This is a genomic window from Caballeronia sp. KNU42 (assembly GCF_053760385.1).
The window spans coordinates 1,423,313-1,438,114 of record NZ_CM132388.1 but is presented as its reverse complement, the minus strand read 5'-3'; the positions used below and the strand labels follow the sequence as shown (position 1 = coordinate 1,438,114).

The window sequence follows — 14,802 nt, the reverse complement described above, 5'->3', positions numbered from 1 at the left end:
GTACCTCAATCGCTTTCAACCAAGGAAAAACAATGGGCCGTTCGATCAACCTGGAAGGCAAATGCGCGCTGATCACCGGCGCCTCCAGCGGACTGGGCAAGCGCTTTGCGCAAGTGTTGTCGCAGGCGGGCGCGCGGGTCGTGCTGGCGAGCCGGCGCACCGAGCGCCTGAAGGAATTGCGCGCCGAAATCGAGGCGTCAGGCGGCGCGGCGCACGTCGTGTCGCTCGACGTCACTGATTACCAGAGCATCAAGTCGGCGGTCGCGCACGCGGAGACAGAGGCGGGCACGATCGACATCCTGGTGAACAACTCCGGCGTGTCGACCCAGCAAAAGCTGACGGACGTGACGCCGTCGGACTTCGATTTCGTGTTCGATACCAACACGCGCGGCGCGTTTTTTGTCGCGCAAGAGGTGGCGAAACGGATGATCATGCGCGGAAATGGCACAGCCAAGCCGGGCTACCGGATCATCAACATCGCGTCCATGGCGGGGCTCAAGACCTTGCCGCAGATCGGCATTTATTCCATGAGCAAGGCCGCTGTCATTCATATGACGAAGGCGATGGCGCAGGAATGGGGCCGCCACGGCATCAATGTGAACGCGATCTGCCCGGGTTATATCGATACCGAGCTCAATCACCATCACTGGAAAAGCGAGGCCGGCCAGAAACTGCTGGCCATGCTGCCGCGTCGCCGGGTGGGTACGCCTGAAGACCTCGATGGCTTGTTGCTGCTGCTTGCCGCCGACGAATCGCAGTTCATCAACGGCTCGGTGATTGCCGCCGACGACGGGTTCGGCCTATGAGCCAGGTTCTTGAGCAGACAGGTTCTACGGCTGGTTTTCATCGCGTAATCGATTTGCCCATGCCGTTGCGATGGGGCGACATGGACGCATTCGGCCACGTGAACAACACGGTCTACTTCCGCTTCATGGAAGAAACGCGGATCTCATGGTTCCGGGAACTGGCCATTGCCGGCGCCAACGTCGAAGGGCAGGGGCCGGTGATTGTGAATGCATCGATGGAATTCCTGAGGCAGCTCCACTATCCCGGCGATGTCATTGGCAGCATGTTCGTCGGGCCGCCGGGCCGCAGCAGTTTCGACACGCGCTTTGAGCTGTATCGTGCCGACGACCCCGCGACGCTCTACGCGCGGGGCACGGCGAAATGTGTGTGGATCGACTACGCGGCGGCGAAATCGGTGCAGATTCCTGACCTGCTGCGCCATGCCATTGAATCGGCCGGAACGCCCGCCTAGTCGCCCAGCAGCCGTTGAAGCAGCTCGGTTGCGTTGCCCGTGTCGTATTTGCGCATGAGTTTCGAGCGATAGATGTCGACGGTCCGGGGGCTGATATCCAGCGCGCGGCCGATCTGCTTGCTGGTCTTGCCCGTGACGAGCTGCGCGGCGATTTCCCGTTCGCGCGGCGTCAATTCGATGGCAACCCGCCGCGTCGCGCTCAAGTCCTCGAAGGTCCACACGCCGGCGGCGTGCGGTGCACTCAGGTCGAGCGATCTGCCGGTCACGTGGCACCAGAACAATTCACCGTTTGCGCGCTTCATGATGCGGTCGTCGGCGTAACTGCCCTGGCGCTGCATCAACGCGGCGATGCGCTCGCCGATCCGCTCGAATTCCCCCTGCGACGGATACAGCACCTGGAACGACTGGCCCAGCAAGGCTTCCGGCGCAACGCCGAAAATCGCGCAGAGCTGCGCATTGCAGTCTTCGATGATCCGGTCCCGTGACAACACGAGTCCGACTGGCGCAAGATGGAACGCTGTTTGGTAATCCAGTTGACGCATTTGGCTCGCACGTGTCGGGTTTAACCCGCGTTTAACTGTTTCATCGCCGTGCAGTACGGCAATTACTTATGTATTTTTGCGTATTGTGCCGGATCGATCCGGCGTCGTACTCTTTTGCCACGTCAGAAGGTCGTCTCGCGCTTGGCAAACCGGTCGTGCGGACGGCTCAAACAAACGGATTTCATCCAGATCAGGAAGGGACAAACAGATGAACAAGGTCTATCCCAGCGCGAAAGAGGCGCTCGATGGCATCGTGAAGGACGGGCAGACGTTTGCCGTCGGCGGTTTTGGCTTGTGCGGCATTCCCGAAGCGCTGATCGCGGCATTGCGCGATACGGGCGTTCAGGGCATCACGTGCATCAGCAACAACGCGGGCGTCGACGGCTTCGGACTCGGGCTGCTGCTCGAAACCCGCCAGGTCAAGAAAATGATCTCGTCGTACGTCGGCGAAAACAAGGAGTTCGAGCGCCAGTACCTGGCCGGCGAACTCGAGCTTGAATTCACGCCGCAAGGCACGCTGGCCGAAAAGCTGCGCGCAGGCGGCTCGGGCATTCCGGCGTTTTTCACCAACACGGGTTACGGCACGGTGATCGCGGACGGCAAGGAAACGCGTCAATTCGGCGAGAACCACTACGTGCTCGAACACTCGCTCACTGCTGACGTGGCGCTCGTGAAGGCGTGGAAAGCCGATAAATCGGGCAATTTGATTTATCGCCGCACCGCTCGCAACTTCAACCCGATGTGCGCCATGGCCGGCAAGATCACGGTGGTCGAAGTGGAAGAAATCGTGGAAACGGGCGCGCTCGATCCCGACGCCATTCACACGCCGGGCATTTTCGTGCAGCGCATCGTGCTGAACGCACATCCGGAAAAACGCATTGAACAACGCGTCGTGCGCGCGAAAGGAGACTGATCATGGCATGGGACCGGAACCAGATGGCTGCGCGCGCGGCCAAGGAATTGCAGGACGGTTTTTATGTGAATTTGGGCATCGGCTTGCCCACGCTGGTCGCGAACTTCGTGCCGGCGGGCATGGAGGTGTGGCTGCAATCGGAAAATGGCTTGCTGGGCATCGGGCCGTCGCCCACTGAGGAAGAAGTTGACGCCGACCTGATCAACGCCGGCAAGCAGACGGTGACCACGCTGCCGGGATCATCGATTTTTTCGTCGGCGGATTCGTTCGCGATGATTCGTGGCGGTCACGTGAACCTGGCGATTCTCGGCGCGATGCAGATCAGCAAGACGGGCGACCTCGCCAACTGGATGATCCCCGGCAAGATGATCAAGGGCATGGGCGGCGCGATGGATCTGGTCGCGGGCGTGAAACGCGTGATCGTGCTGATGGAGCATGTAGCGAAGGGCGACCAGCACAAGATTCTTGAAGCGTGCACGTTGCCGCTGACGGGCGTGGGCGTGGTCGACCGCATCATTACGGATCTTGGCGTGATCGACGTCACCGACGCTGGGCTGAAACTCGTGGAACTGGCGTCGGGCGTCACTGTGGAAGAGATTCAGCAGAAAACCGGCGCACCGCTGGATGTAAGCGGCGTCAAGTAAGGGTTTTCTGCATCGGTTGTTGTCGCGGTCGTTTTACCGGCCGAAATGAACCGTTCCGACGTAAGTTGGGACGGTTTTTTTATTTTGGCGGTGGTCTTTGCCAGAGACCAGGCGACCGGTAAGGGACCGTGCAGTTCGTGTTTTGGGGCCGCTTATCGTGCCTTTGTTTAGACTGTTCGGATAACGTTGCCGCATCGCGCCGAAGCGCATCCCGCAAAGCGTTTACAATCGATTTCAGTTGAGTTGTTCGCATGCCGCAGCGCCAACGCACCGAGGAAAATCTTATGTCCGCGTCTATTGTCGAAGCTGCGCCGTCGTTTGTTCCCACTCCTCGGCAACGCCATGTGCAATGCGTCAGCCCGTCGGGCCTGCATCGCGTGGCTTATACCGAATGGGGCGATCCGGCGAACCCGCGCGTGCTCGTGTGTGTCCACGGGCTGACGCGTTCAGGGCGGGATTTCGACGAGGTCGCGAAGGTGTTTGCGCGCGAGTATCGGGTGGTGTGTCCGGATGTGGTTGGGCGAGGTCTATCGGACTGGCTGGTCGATCCAAAGTATTACGGGGTGCCGCAGTATGTGTCCGACATGGTCGCGCTCATTGCACGGCTGAACGTGGAAACGGTGGATTGGTTCGGGACGTCCATGGGCGGACTGATCGGCCTTGGGCTTGCCGGAATGCCGAATTCACCAATCCGGAAAATGCTGCTCAACGACGTCGGGCCGCATATTGAACCGGTGGCGGTCGAGCGGATCGGCACTTACCTCGGCCGCGGCGGGAGCTTTGCCACGCTGCAAGAAGCTATCGATAACGCGGCGCAACTCGCTGCATCGTTCGGGCCACTGACGGCTGAAGAATGGCGCGCGATCAACACGCCGCTGATGCGGGAGCACGAAGGCCGCTGGGGGTATCGATACGATCCGAAAATCGCGGTCCCGTTTGCTGCCGCGGACACAAATGCGGCGTCGCTCGGCGAGGCGCTCCTGTGGCGTTCGCTGGCATCGATCCAGCATCCGGTGCTGGTGGTCCGGGGCGAGCATTCGGATCTGCTCTCGCGCGAGACGGTCGAAAAAATGGTCGCGAGCGGGCAGGCGGTGACGAGCAAGGAGGTAGCAGGTGTGGGCCACGCGCCCGCCTTCCTGGCACCCGATCAGATAGAGATCGCGTACCGCTTCTTCCTCGATACTGAAACGTCCAAGGCATAATATTGGGCTTCGTCCGGTTTTTTTGACTATTCACTGACTATTACTCTCAGGAACACTCATGGCAGTCATCCGTCACCATGTCGGCGCGCGTCTTTCCGAGATCGCGATCCACAACGGCACCATTTATCTCGCCGGCCAGATTGCCGAAGACACTGACCAGGACATCACGGGCCAGACCCGTGAAGTGCTCGGCCATATCGACCGTTTGCTGGAGGAAGCAGGCAGCGACAAGACGCAGCTTTTGTCGGTGCAGATCTATCTCGCCGACCTGGTCCATTTCGCCGCCATGAACGCTGCGTGGGACATGTGGGTTCCTGAAGGCGATGCGCCGCCGCGCGCTACCGTGGAAGCGAAACTCGCCAACCCGGCATGCCTCGTGGAAGTGGTGGTCGTGGCTGCCGTGCGTAGCTAAGCCCGGAACATTGAGAGCATCAGATTAATCCGTATGCCTGATACCGCCGTCTCCCCCGCGCCAACACCCGAGCCGTCCTTCGACGACGCGCTCGCGTTTGTGCGCGAACATGCGGGAGATGCGCGGTTGACCAGCGGGGAATTGCTGGTCGAGCACGCTGCCGGCACGGCGCGGATCATGCAAACGTTGAACGTCGATCCTGCGGCCGTCGTGGCGGCGGCGCTGTTTGCCATTGCGCCGCATATCGACGACCCCGAGCGTGTCATCAGCGAGCGTTTCGGCACGGAAGTGCAAGGTCTCGTCGCGGACGTTCGCAAGCTCTGGCGGCTGGGTTCTGTCAGTTCGCGCGCCGCGCAGGCAACGTTGCCGGAAACGGGTCGCGAAGCGCAAGCGGCGCGCCGTGCCCAGGTCGAAGCATTGCGCAAGATGCTGCTTGCGTTTGCACAGGATATCCGCGTGGTCTTGATCCGCCTCGCGTCGCGGCTGCAGTCATTGCGCTACTACGCCGCGAACAAGCTCGAGCCATCACCCGACGTGCCGCGTGAAACCCTCGAGATCTACGCGCCGCTCGCGAACCGGCTGGGCATCTGGCAATTGAAGTGGGAACTGGAAGACCTCGCGTTTCGCTTCGAGGAACCGCCGACCTACAAGCGCATCGCCAAGTTGCTCGACGAAAAACGCGTCGAGCGCGAAGCGTATGTCACGGAAGCTATCGCAAGCCTGCAGAAGGAACTGGCAACCGCGAATATCCGGGCGGAAGTGAGCGGCCGGCCGAAGCACATCTACAGCATCTGGAAAAAGATGCGCGGCAAGGAACTCGATTTTTCCGAGGTGAACGACGTGCGCGCGTTTCGTGTGATCGTCGACGACATCAAGGATTGCTACACCGTGCTTGGTATCGTCCATAACTTGTGGCAGCCCGTGCCACGGGAATTCGACGACTACATTTCACGGCCGAAGGCGAACGGGTACCGGTCGCTGCATACCGTCGTGGTAGGCGACGACGGGCGAGCATTTGAAGTGCAGATCCGGACGCAGGAAATGCATGGCTTCGCTGAGTACGGCGTAGCCGCCCACTGGCGTTACAAGGAAGCCGGCGCGCGCGCGTACGGCGGGCAGGTGACGGCCAGCGACAAATACGACGAAAAGATCGCGTGGTTGCGTCAACTGCTGGCGTGGAAAGAAGACGTCTCCGAAGGCGATCAGCCGGGCGCGCAGCCCTGGCAGCATTTGCGCGAGGCCACGCTCGACGACGACCACATCTACGTGCTCACGCCGCAGGCACGCGTGATCGCGATGCCGCAAGGTTCGACCGCGGTCGACTTCGCTTATCACCTGCACAGCGAGCTTGGGCATCGTTGCCGTGGCGCGCGGGTCGACGGCGCCATGGTGCCGCTCAACACGCCGCTGCAGAACGGCCAGACGGTCGAGATCGTCGCAGTGAAGGAGGGCGGTCCGTCGCGCGACTGGCTCAATCCGTTGCTCGGCTATTTGCACAGCCCTCGGGCTCGGCAAAAGGTGCGTGCGTGGTTCAACGCGGTCGATTCCGAAGAGAACATCGCGAACGGGCGAACGCTCGTTGAAAAGACGCTGCAGCGTGAGGGCAAGACATCCGTTAATCTGGATCAGCTGGCATCGAAGCTCGGCTTCAAGACGCCTGAAGATCTGTACGCGGTCGTCGCCAAGGAAGAGTTCAGCCTGCGCAACATCGAGCAGGCGCTGCACGACACCCCGCCGCCGGAACCGGAGCCCGAAGCGCCGGCGCAATTCGAGAAGCGCAGCAGCGGGCAAAGCGTGGCGCAAGGTGCGTCCACTGGCGTGCTGGTGGTCGGCGTGGACGCGTTGCTGACGCAATTGGCACGGTGTTGTCGCCCGGCTCCGCCGGACCGCATCGCGGGCTTCGTGACGCGTGGCAAGGGCATGTCGATTCACCGCAGTGATTGCGCGACTTTCCAGCGGATGGCAGAGCGTTCACCCGAACGTGTGCTCGAGACCGCGTGGTCCGCCGACGTGATGAGCGGACGCGGATCGTCGGTGTATCCGGTCGACCTCGCGGTGGAATCGAACGATCGACAAGGCTTGCTGCGCGATATCTCCGAGGTCTTCGCGCGCGAGAAAATGAACGTGACCGGCGTGAAGACACAGAGCCGGCGCAACGTGGCGTACATGCAATTTACGGTCGAGGTGTCGAGCGCCGCGCAAATTCAGCGTGCGTGCTCATTGCTGAGCGAAGTGCAGGGCGTGGTGCGCGCGTCGCGACGGGCCTGAAGCGTCGTGCCCCCAAGAAAAATGCATGCCTGCCTGCAAGCTTGGGGCGTTGATAACGCGTTGAATCTGAAGCGCATTGTCGATGCTTCTTAAACGTATCCACGAATATCTGCAGTGTCATCGCATGAAAGCACTTGCCAAGATTCAAAACGCTCCATATAATTTCGCTTCTTCAGGCTCGTAGCTCAGCTGGTTAGAGCACCACCTTGACATGGTGGGGGTCGTTGGTTCGAGTCCAATCGAGCCTACCAACGAAAGTGGAAATCCGGTTCGCCGGATTTTCAAAACTGCAGCAAGCGTCTTGGCGCGAAAGGCAAATGAACAAGATGGCACCGCGAACGTTGACCGAAACAGCTTCGGAGCGACGCTAGTCGAGGACCACTTTCGCCTTTGCAGTTGTAGGAAAAGTGAATGCGGCCCCTCAGAATGTGGGGCCGCATTTTTTTTGCCTTCGCGCGTTTGACTTGGCGTTTGCAAGGCATTGTTGAATGAACTTGGGCGCCGGCTGCCGGCGCCTTGGAGAACGAAATGGTTTCGATACGTTTGCCCGACGGGTCAGTCCGACAGTACGACCACCCTGTGACGGTTGCGGAAGTTGCCGCATCGATTGGCGCGGGACTCGCGAAAGCCGCGCTGGGCGGCAAGCTCGACGGCGAGCTCGTCGATACGTCCACGCTGATCGATCACGACGCGTCGCTCGCCATCGTCACTGAAAAAGACGCTGACGGTCTCGACATCATTCGCCACTCCACAGCGCATTTGCTTGCTTACGCGGTCAAGGACCTGTATCCGGACGCACAGGTCACGATCGGTCCGGTGATCGAGAACGGCTTCTACTACGACTTCGCGTACAGCCGTCCCTTCACGCCGGAAGATCTCGAGAAGATCGAAAAGCGCATGGCCGAAATCGCGAAGAAGGACGAACCTGTCTCGCGCCGTGTGGTGACGCGTGGTGAAGCGGTCGACTACTTCAAGAGCATCGGCGAGAAGTACAAGGCGGAGATCATCGAATCGATCCCGTCCACCGACGATATCAAGCTGTATTCGCACGGCAGTTTCACGGATCTTTGCCGCGGCCCGCACGTGCCGTCTACCGGCAAGCTGAAGGTCTTCAAGCTGATGAAGGTCGCGGGGGCCTACTGGCGCGGCGACTCGAAGAACGAACAGTTGCAGCGTATCTACGGCACGGCCTGGACGAAGAAGGAAGACCAGGAAGCGTATCTGCACATGCTCGAGGAAGCGGAGAAGCGCGATCACCGCAAGCTTGCCAAGCAACTCGACCTGTTCCATCTGCAGGAAGAGGCCCCGGGCATGGTGTTCTGGCACCCGAAGGGCTGGGCAATCTGGCAGCAGGTCGAGCAATATATCCGTCGCCGCCTGAGCGAAGTCGGTTATCTCGAAATCAAGACGCCGATGATCATGGACCGCTCGCTGTGGGAAGCGTCGGGTCACTGGCAGAACTATCGTGAAAACATGTTCACGACGGAGTCGGAAAAGCGCGATTACGCCATCAAGCCGATGAACTGTCCTGGCCACGTGCAGGTGTTCAACCATGGCTTGCGTTCGTATCGCGACCTGCCGCTGCGTTACGCGGAATTTGGCTCGTGCCACCGGAATGAAGCGTCGGGTGCGTTGCATGGCCTGATGCGCGTGCGTGGTTTCGTCCAGGACGACGCTCACATTTTCTGCACGGAAGACCAGTTCATCGAAGAGTCGATTGCGTTCAATACGCTCGCGATGAGCATCTACAAGGATTTCGGCTTCGACCACATCGACATCAAGCTGTCGCTGCGTCCCGATGCGCGTGCCGGAACGGACGAAACGTGGGATCGCTCGGAACAGGGCCTGCGCGAGGCGCTGACAGCATGCGGTCTCACGTGGGAAGAATTGCCGGGTGAGGGCGCATTCTACGGTCCGAAGGTCGAGTACCACATCAAGGATGCGCTCGGCCGATCATGGCAATGCGGCACGCTGCAGCTCGACATGGTGCTCCCGGAGCGCCTGGGCGCCGAATACGTATCGGAGGACAACAGCCGCAAGCGCCCGGTGATGTTGCACCGCGCGATCGTCGGTTCCATGGAACGTTTTCTCGGCATTCTGATCGAGCACCACGCTGGTGCAATGCCGTCCTGGCTCGCGCCGGTGCAGGCTGTGGTGCTGAATATCGCTGAAAGTCAGTCGGAATATGCACTGCAGCTGGCCCAATCGTTGCAAAAACAAGGGCTTAGAGTAGAGAGCGATTTGCGCAACGAGAAGATTAGCTATAAAATACGAGAGCACACAATGCAGAAGGTCCCGTATTTGCTGGTCGTCGGGGACAAAGAGCGTGATGCACAAACCGTAGCCGTGCGTGCTCGTGGCGGTATCGATGCTGGCGTGATGCCGGTCGATGCATTCCTTGAGCGTCTGCAGCAAGACGTGCAGGCGTACAAGTAAGCCCACCCGCAGCGCGGCTAGTTTTTTAGATTTTTAGAGGAAACGTAACATCGCTACTGATAAGTCTGCACATCGCATCAACGGGGAAATCACGGCGCCTGAATTGCGCCTGGTCGGAGTGGACAACGAGCCGCTGGGAATCGTGAAGCTCGCCGATGCTTTCCGCATGTCGGAGCAACAGGACGTGGATCTGGTCGAAATCGCGCCTCAGGCTGTCCCGCCTGTCGCCCGGTTGATGGACTACGGCAAGTTCAAGTACTCGGAAGCCAAGAAGCAGCACGAGGCGAAACTCAAGCAGAAGATCGTTCAGGTCAAGGAAGTCAAGTTCCGGCCGGGCACCGACGACGGTGACTACAACGTGAAACTGCGCAACCTCACGCGCTTCCTCGAAGATGGCGACAAGACGAAAATCACGTTGCGTTTTCGCGGTCGGGAAATGGCTCACCAGGAAATTGGCATGCGCGTGCTCGAGCGGTTGAAGACCGATCTCGAAGAGCACGGTCAGGTCGAGCAAATGCCGAAGATGGAAGGGCGCCAGATGATCATGGTCATGGCGCCGAAGAAAAAGAAGTAATTGAACAACGATGGATCGCGCGGCCGGGAAAGTCTTCAAGGGTCTGCGCGGCATCGTTTGAGCAGGTTTCAGGGCGTTGCCGGATAATGGCGGCGCTCATGAAAAAGCGGTGGCTGTCAAAAGCCTGCCGCTCATAAGTGGCATGTGGGTTTCGAAGGGCGGGTCAGGATCGAATGGATCGACCGCACACCCATATCCATCAAATAAACTGGAGTAGTTTCATGCCGAAGATGAAGACCAAGAAGAGTGCTGCAAAGCGCTTCGTGGTGCGTCCGGGCGGTACCATCAAGCGTGGTCAAGCCTTCAAGCGTCACATTCTTACCAAGAAGACCACCAAGGTAAAACGCCATCTGCGCGGTTCCACGGAAGTTCATGCATCTGACATGAATTCTGTGCGCGCAATGTTGCCGTTCGCTTAACCCTTAACTGACACTCACAGGAGCGCACTATGCCTAGAGTCAAACGTGGGGTTACCGCACGGGCCCGTCACAAGAAGATCATCAAGCTGGCCAAGGGTTACCGCGGCCGTCGCAATAACGTCTATCGCATCGCCAAGCAAGCGGTCATGCGCGCCGGGCAATATGCCTATCGCGATCGCCGCAACAAGAAGCGTGTGTTCCGTGCTTTGTGGATCACGCGTATCAACGCGGCGGTGCGTCAGCACGACATGACGTACAGCGTGTTCATCAATGGCCTGAAGAAGGCTTCGATCGAACTCGACCGCAAGGTGCTGGCCGACATGGCTGTGTTCGACAAGGCTGCTTTTGCTGCGATCGTCAAGCAGGTAAAAGCCGCCGTTGCAGCCTGATCGAGCTTGTTAGCGAGATTGGTACTGCTTGGTTCGTTGTAGCGTTGTCTCTAACCGGACAGCGCAACGACTAAAAAACGGGGCTCTTGTCGAGCCCCGTTTTTGTTGGTGAAGCCGGGTTGAAACGCGAAGAAGCTTGTGTCGCGTAACCATCGGCCCGGAAACGATCAGATGAACTTTGACGCTGAAATGATGGGATCAATGGATCTGGACCAGATTGTCGCCGACGCGCGAAATGCCTTCGAAAATGCCGCCGATGCGGTCACGCTCGAAAATGAAAAGGCCCGCTTTCTTGGCAAGTCCGGGGTGCTCACGGATCTGCTGAAAGGCTTGGGCAAACTCGATCCTGAAGCCCGCAAGACCGAAGGTGCACGCATCAACGCGGTCAAGCAGCAGGTGGAAGCAGCGCTGAACGCGCGCCGTCAGGCGCTGGCGGATGTGTTGCTGAATCAGCGGCTGGCTTCCGAATCAATCGATGTCACGTTGCCCGGCCGCGGTCTCGGCGCCGGCAGCCTGCATCCGGTCATGCGCACGTGGGAACGCGTGGAACAGATTTTCAGTACGATTGGTTTCGATGTGGCCGACGGCCCCGAGATCGAAACGGACTGGTACAACTTCACTGCACTGAATAGCCCGGAAAACCATCCGGCGCGCTCAATGCAGGATACGTTTTACATCGATGGCAAGGATGCTGATGGCCGGCAACTGCTGCTGCGCACGCATACCAGCCCGATGCAGGTGCGCTATGCGCGCATGAACAAACCGCCGATCAAGGTGATCGTGCCGGGCCGGACGTATCGGGTGGACAGTGACGCCACGCATTCGCCCATGTTCAATCAGGTCGAAGGTCTGTGGATCGAAGAGAACATCAGCTTCGCCGACCTGAAGGGCGTGTACTCCGACTTCCTGAAAAAATTCTTCGAGCGCGACGACATTCTCGTGCGCTTCCGCCCGTCGTATTTTCCGTTCACCGAGCCATCTGCCGAAATCGACATGATGTTCGAGCACGGCAAGAACGCCGGTAAATGGCTCGAAATCTCGGGCTCGGGACAGGTTCATCCGAACGTGATCCGCAACATGGGACTCGACCCGGAACGGTATATCGGTTTTGCATTCGGCAGCGGGCTCGAACGCTTGACCATGCTGCGTTATGGCGTGCAGGACCTGCGCCTGTTCTTCGAAAACGATCTGCGTTTCCTCGAGCAATTTGCCTGAAAGCAGGTTGCAGCGGGCCGTTGTCCGGACCTGGTAACGTAAAAGTCCGGACGCAGACACGACTTATGTCGAACCTCATTTCGAACCTAGACACATGCAATTCCCGGAATCCTGGCTTAGAACTTTCGTCGATCCCCAGCTCTCGACCGATGAACTCTCGCACGCGCTGACCATGGCGGGTCTCGAAGTGGAAGGCCTCACGCCCGTCGCGCCGCCGACCACGAAGATCGTCGTCGGGCAGGTGCTGGAAGTGGCGAAGCATCCGAACGCCGACAAGCTCAACGTGTGTCAGGTCGATGCCGGCACGGGCGAGACGTTGAACATCGTGTGCGGTGCGCCGAACGTGTCGCCGGGAATCAAGGTGCCGGTCGCACTGGTCGGCGCAGAGTTGCCGCCGGCTGAAGCGGGCGGCGCGCCGTTCGCGATCAAGCTGTCCAAGCTGCGCGGCGTGGAAAGCCAGGGCATGTTGTGCTCGGCGCGCGAACTGAAGCTGTCGGAAGACCACAGCGGTTTGCTGATCCTGCCCGCCGATACCCCGATCGGCCAGGACATTCGCGAGACGCTCAACCTCGACGACACTGTTTTCGAGATCAAGCTCACGCCGAACAAGGCCGATTGTTTGTCGGTATTTGGTGTCGCGCGGGAAACCGCCGCCATCACGGGCGCGCAGTTGCATGCGCTTGAGATGCCGCCGGTCCCTGTCTCTATCGATGAAATCTTGCCGGTCAAGGTGTTGGCGCCGGAGCTGTGCGGACGTTTCTCGGGCCGCGTGATTCGCGGCGTGAACGCACACGCAAAAACGCCGCACTGGATGGTCGAGCGTCTCGAGCGTTCGGGTCAGCGCAGCATTTCCGCGCTCGTCGATATCTCGAATTACGTGATGCTCGAACTCGGCCGCCCGACGCACGTGTTCGATCTCGACAAGATCCACGGCGGCATTGAAGTGCGCTGGGGCAAGAAGGGCGAGACGCTCAAGCTGCTGAACGGCAATACGGTGGAACTCGATGAGACCGTCGGCGTGATCGCCGATGACCGCCACGTCGAAAGTCTCGCCGGGATCATGGGCGGCGACAGCACTGCGGTGTCACTCGATACGACCAACATTTACCTGGAAGCCGCGTTCTGGTGGCCGGACAGCATTCGTGGCCGCGCGCGCAAGTACAACTTTTCCACCGACGCGGCGCATCGCTTCGAGCGCGGCGTGGATTATTCGACGACGGTCGAGCATATCGAGCGCATTTCCAGGCTGATCCTCGATATTTGCGGCGGCAATGCCGGTCCCGTCGACGACCAGACGCTCAACGTGCCGACACGCGAGCCGGTGAGCATGCGCGTATCGCGGGCGAACCGGATCATCGGCGTGAAAATCGGCGCCGAGGAAATCGCGCAGATTTTCACGCGGCTTGGCCTCACGTTCACCCAAGAGGGCGATACGTTTGCTGTCACGCCGCCGCCGTATCGGTTCGACATCGAAATTGAAGAGGACCTGATCGAGGAAGTCGCGCGTATTTACGGCTTCGAGAAGATTCCGGCGCGTCCGCCGGTCGCGATCAGCGAAATGCGTCCGACCAACGAAACGAAGCGTTCGATTCACGTGCTGCGCCACGCCGTAGCCGCGCGGGATTACGCGGAAACGGTGAACTTCAGCTTCGTCGATGCCGAATGGGAAGCGGATTTCGCCGGCAACACGAATCCCGTGAAATTGCTGAACCCGATCGCGAGCCAGCTTTCGGTCATGCGCACCACGTTGTTCGGCAGCCTGATCAGCGTGCTGCGCTACAACCTGAACCGGCGCGCGGACCGGATTCGCGTGTTCGAAGCGGGTCGCGTGTTCCTGCACGATCCGGCGATCAAGGCAGGCGAACTGGCCATCGAAGGTTTCGACCAGCCGAAAATGATCGGCGGCCTGGCTTATGGTCCGGCGTTTGAAGAGCAGTGGGGCGCAAAGCCGTCGCGCAGCGTCGATTTCTTCGACGTAAAAGGCGACGTGGAAGCGCTGTTCGCGCCGGTCGTGCCGCGTTTCGTGAAGGCGGAACATCCCGCGCTGCATCCGGGACGCAGCGCGCGGATTGAAATCGACGGCCGGGCGGTGGGCTGGATCGGTGACCTGCATCCGCGCTGGATGCAGAAATACGATTTGCCGCACGCGCCGGTTTTGTTCGAAATCGAAGCTGAAGCGCTGATGCAACGCGCGTTGCCGGTACCGTCCGAGGTGCCGAAATTCCCGCCGGTTCGCCGCGATATTGCAATTGTCGTGGACCAGAAAGTGGAAGTGCAGGCGCTCATCGACGAGCTGGAAAGTGCCCGTTCGGAGCCCGCCTGCAAGCACGTCGCGAGGGTTGCTTTATTCGACGAATTTCGTCCAAAATCAAGCACTTCCGGTGGGTTGGACGCGCACGAGAAAAGCCTTGCCTTCCGTGTAACGTTGCAAGATACTGGCGGGACGCTTCAGGACGAAACGGTCGAAACGGCCATCAAAACAATGGTGGAACGCTTGGCTCGAGTACATGGCGCGCGATTGCGCGGATAG

General features: G+C 59.7%; 14 protein-coding genes and 1 tRNA gene. 14 read left to right on the top strand and 1 reads right to left on the bottom strand.

The window, feature by feature from the left end:
* Positions 1–32: 32 nt before the first annotated feature.
* The gene (locus tag ACSOSP_RS06285) at positions 33–806 is read left to right on the top strand and encodes an SDR family oxidoreductase (RefSeq protein ID WP_455310142.1); all 774 of its coding nucleotides are present in this window, start codon (positions 33–35) and stop codon (positions 804–806) included.
* 59 nt (positions 807–865) lie between these two features.
* Positions 866–1,258 (top strand): acyl-CoA thioesterase, encoded by a 393-nt coding sequence (locus ACSOSP_RS06280; RefSeq protein ID WP_455310868.1) that lies wholly within the window; start codon positions 866–868, stop codon positions 1,256–1,258.
* Here ACSOSP_RS06280 and ACSOSP_RS06275 read toward each other — a convergent pair.
* Positions 1,255–1,800, bottom strand: coding sequence for a LuxR C-terminal-related transcriptional regulator (locus tag ACSOSP_RS06275; protein WP_455310141.1), 546 nt, complete (start codon positions 1,798–1,800; stop codon positions 1,255–1,257). The genes ACSOSP_RS06280 and ACSOSP_RS06275 overlap by 4 nt on opposite strands.
* Positions 1,801–2,008: 208 nt before the next feature.
* On the opposite strand from ACSOSP_RS06275, the gene ACSOSP_RS06270 reads away from it, so the two are divergent.
* From ACSOSP_RS06270 to pheT, 12 genes are all read left to right on the top strand, one after another.
* Positions 2,009–2,713, top strand: a complete 705-nt coding sequence (locus ACSOSP_RS06270) for a CoA transferase subunit A (RefSeq protein WP_031359011.1) — start codon at positions 2,009–2,011, stop codon at positions 2,711–2,713.
* A gap of 2 nt (positions 2,714–2,715) precedes the next feature.
* Positions 2,716–3,357: a CoA transferase subunit B gene (locus tag ACSOSP_RS06265; protein ID WP_455310140.1), complete on the top strand. Its 642-nt coding sequence runs from the start codon at positions 2,716–2,718 to the stop codon at positions 3,355–3,357.
* 284 nt (positions 3,358–3,641) lie between these two features.
* On the top strand, positions 3,642–4,559 hold the full coding sequence (locus ACSOSP_RS06260) for an alpha/beta fold hydrolase (protein WP_455310139.1): 918 nt from the start codon (positions 3,642–3,644) through the stop codon (positions 4,557–4,559).
* Between the two features lie 58 nt (positions 4,560–4,617).
* The gene (locus ACSOSP_RS06255; protein WP_455310138.1) at positions 4,618–4,971 is read left to right on the top strand and encodes a RidA family protein; all 354 of its coding nucleotides are present in this window, start codon (positions 4,618–4,620) and stop codon (positions 4,969–4,971) included.
* A 33-nt stretch (positions 4,972–5,004) separates the two neighbouring features.
* Positions 5,005–7,239, top strand: a complete 2,235-nt coding sequence (locus ACSOSP_RS06250; RefSeq protein WP_455310137.1) for a RelA/SpoT family protein — start codon at positions 5,005–5,007, stop codon at positions 7,237–7,239.
* Between the two features lie 174 nt (positions 7,240–7,413).
* Positions 7,414–7,490, top strand: a tRNA-Val gene (locus ACSOSP_RS06245).
* Positions 7,491–7,767: 277 nt separating this feature from the next.
* Positions 7,768–9,675 (top strand): threonine--tRNA ligase, encoded by a 1,908-nt coding sequence (gene thrS, locus ACSOSP_RS06240; protein WP_455310135.1) that lies wholly within the window; start codon positions 7,768–7,770, stop codon positions 9,673–9,675.
* A gap of 49 nt (positions 9,676–9,724) precedes the next feature.
* Positions 9,725–10,249, top strand: a complete 525-nt coding sequence (infC, locus tag ACSOSP_RS06235; protein WP_075583340.1) for a translation initiation factor IF-3 — start codon at positions 9,725–9,727, stop codon at positions 10,247–10,249.
* A gap of 221 nt (positions 10,250–10,470) precedes the next feature.
* Complete coding sequence (gene rpmI / locus ACSOSP_RS06230) at positions 10,471–10,668, top strand: 50S ribosomal protein L35 (RefSeq protein ID WP_031359004.1); 198 nt, start codon at positions 10,471–10,473, stop codon at positions 10,666–10,668.
* Positions 10,669–10,697: 29 nt separating this feature from the next.
* Positions 10,698–11,057, top strand: coding sequence for a 50S ribosomal protein L20 (rplT, locus tag ACSOSP_RS06225; RefSeq protein ID WP_007585475.1), 360 nt, complete (start codon positions 10,698–10,700; stop codon positions 11,055–11,057).
* Positions 11,058–11,258: 201 nt separating this feature from the next.
* Complete coding sequence (gene pheS, locus ACSOSP_RS06220) at positions 11,259–12,272, top strand: phenylalanine--tRNA ligase subunit alpha (RefSeq protein ID WP_455310866.1); 1,014 nt, start codon at positions 11,259–11,261, stop codon at positions 12,270–12,272.
* A gap of 94 nt (positions 12,273–12,366) precedes the next feature.
* The gene (gene pheT / locus ACSOSP_RS06215) at positions 12,367–14,802 is read left to right on the top strand and encodes a phenylalanine--tRNA ligase subunit beta (RefSeq protein WP_455310133.1); all 2,436 of its coding nucleotides are present in this window, start codon (positions 12,367–12,369) and stop codon (positions 14,800–14,802) included.

Bases quoted from the DNA above. Each gene is read 5' to 3' on its own strand.
- ACSOSP_RS06285 (WP_455310142.1), top strand. From the start codon at position 33: ATGGGCCGTTCGATCAACCTGGAAGGCAAATGCGCGCTGATCACCGGC.
- ACSOSP_RS06280 (WP_455310868.1), top strand. From the start codon at position 866: ATGCCGTTGCGATGGGGCGACATGGACGCATTCGGCCACGTGAACAAC.
- ACSOSP_RS06275 (WP_455310141.1), bottom strand. From the start codon at position 1,800: ATGCGTCAACTGGATTACCAAACAGCGTTCCATCTTGCGCCAGTCGGA.
- ACSOSP_RS06270 (WP_031359011.1), top strand. From the start codon at position 2,009: ATGAACAAGGTCTATCCCAGCGCGAAAGAGGCGCTCGATGGCATCGTG.
- ACSOSP_RS06265 (WP_455310140.1), top strand. From the start codon at position 2,716: ATGGCATGGGACCGGAACCAGATGGCTGCGCGCGCGGCCAAGGAATTG.
- ACSOSP_RS06260 (WP_455310139.1), top strand. From the start codon at position 3,642: ATGTCCGCGTCTATTGTCGAAGCTGCGCCGTCGTTTGTTCCCACTCCT.
- ACSOSP_RS06255 (WP_455310138.1), top strand. From the start codon at position 4,618: ATGGCAGTCATCCGTCACCATGTCGGCGCGCGTCTTTCCGAGATCGCG.
- ACSOSP_RS06250 (WP_455310137.1), top strand. From the start codon at position 5,005: ATGCCTGATACCGCCGTCTCCCCCGCGCCAACACCCGAGCCGTCCTTC.
- thrS (WP_455310135.1), top strand. From the start codon at position 7,768: ATGGTTTCGATACGTTTGCCCGACGGGTCAGTCCGACAGTACGACCAC.
- rpmI (WP_031359004.1), top strand. From the start codon at position 10,471: ATGCCGAAGATGAAGACCAAGAAGAGTGCTGCAAAGCGCTTCGTGGTG.
- rplT (WP_007585475.1), top strand. From the start codon at position 10,698: ATGCCTAGAGTCAAACGTGGGGTTACCGCACGGGCCCGTCACAAGAAG.
- pheS (WP_455310866.1), top strand. From the start codon at position 11,259: ATGGATCTGGACCAGATTGTCGCCGACGCGCGAAATGCCTTCGAAAAT.
- pheT (WP_455310133.1), top strand. From the start codon at position 12,367: ATGCAATTCCCGGAATCCTGGCTTAGAACTTTCGTCGATCCCCAGCTC.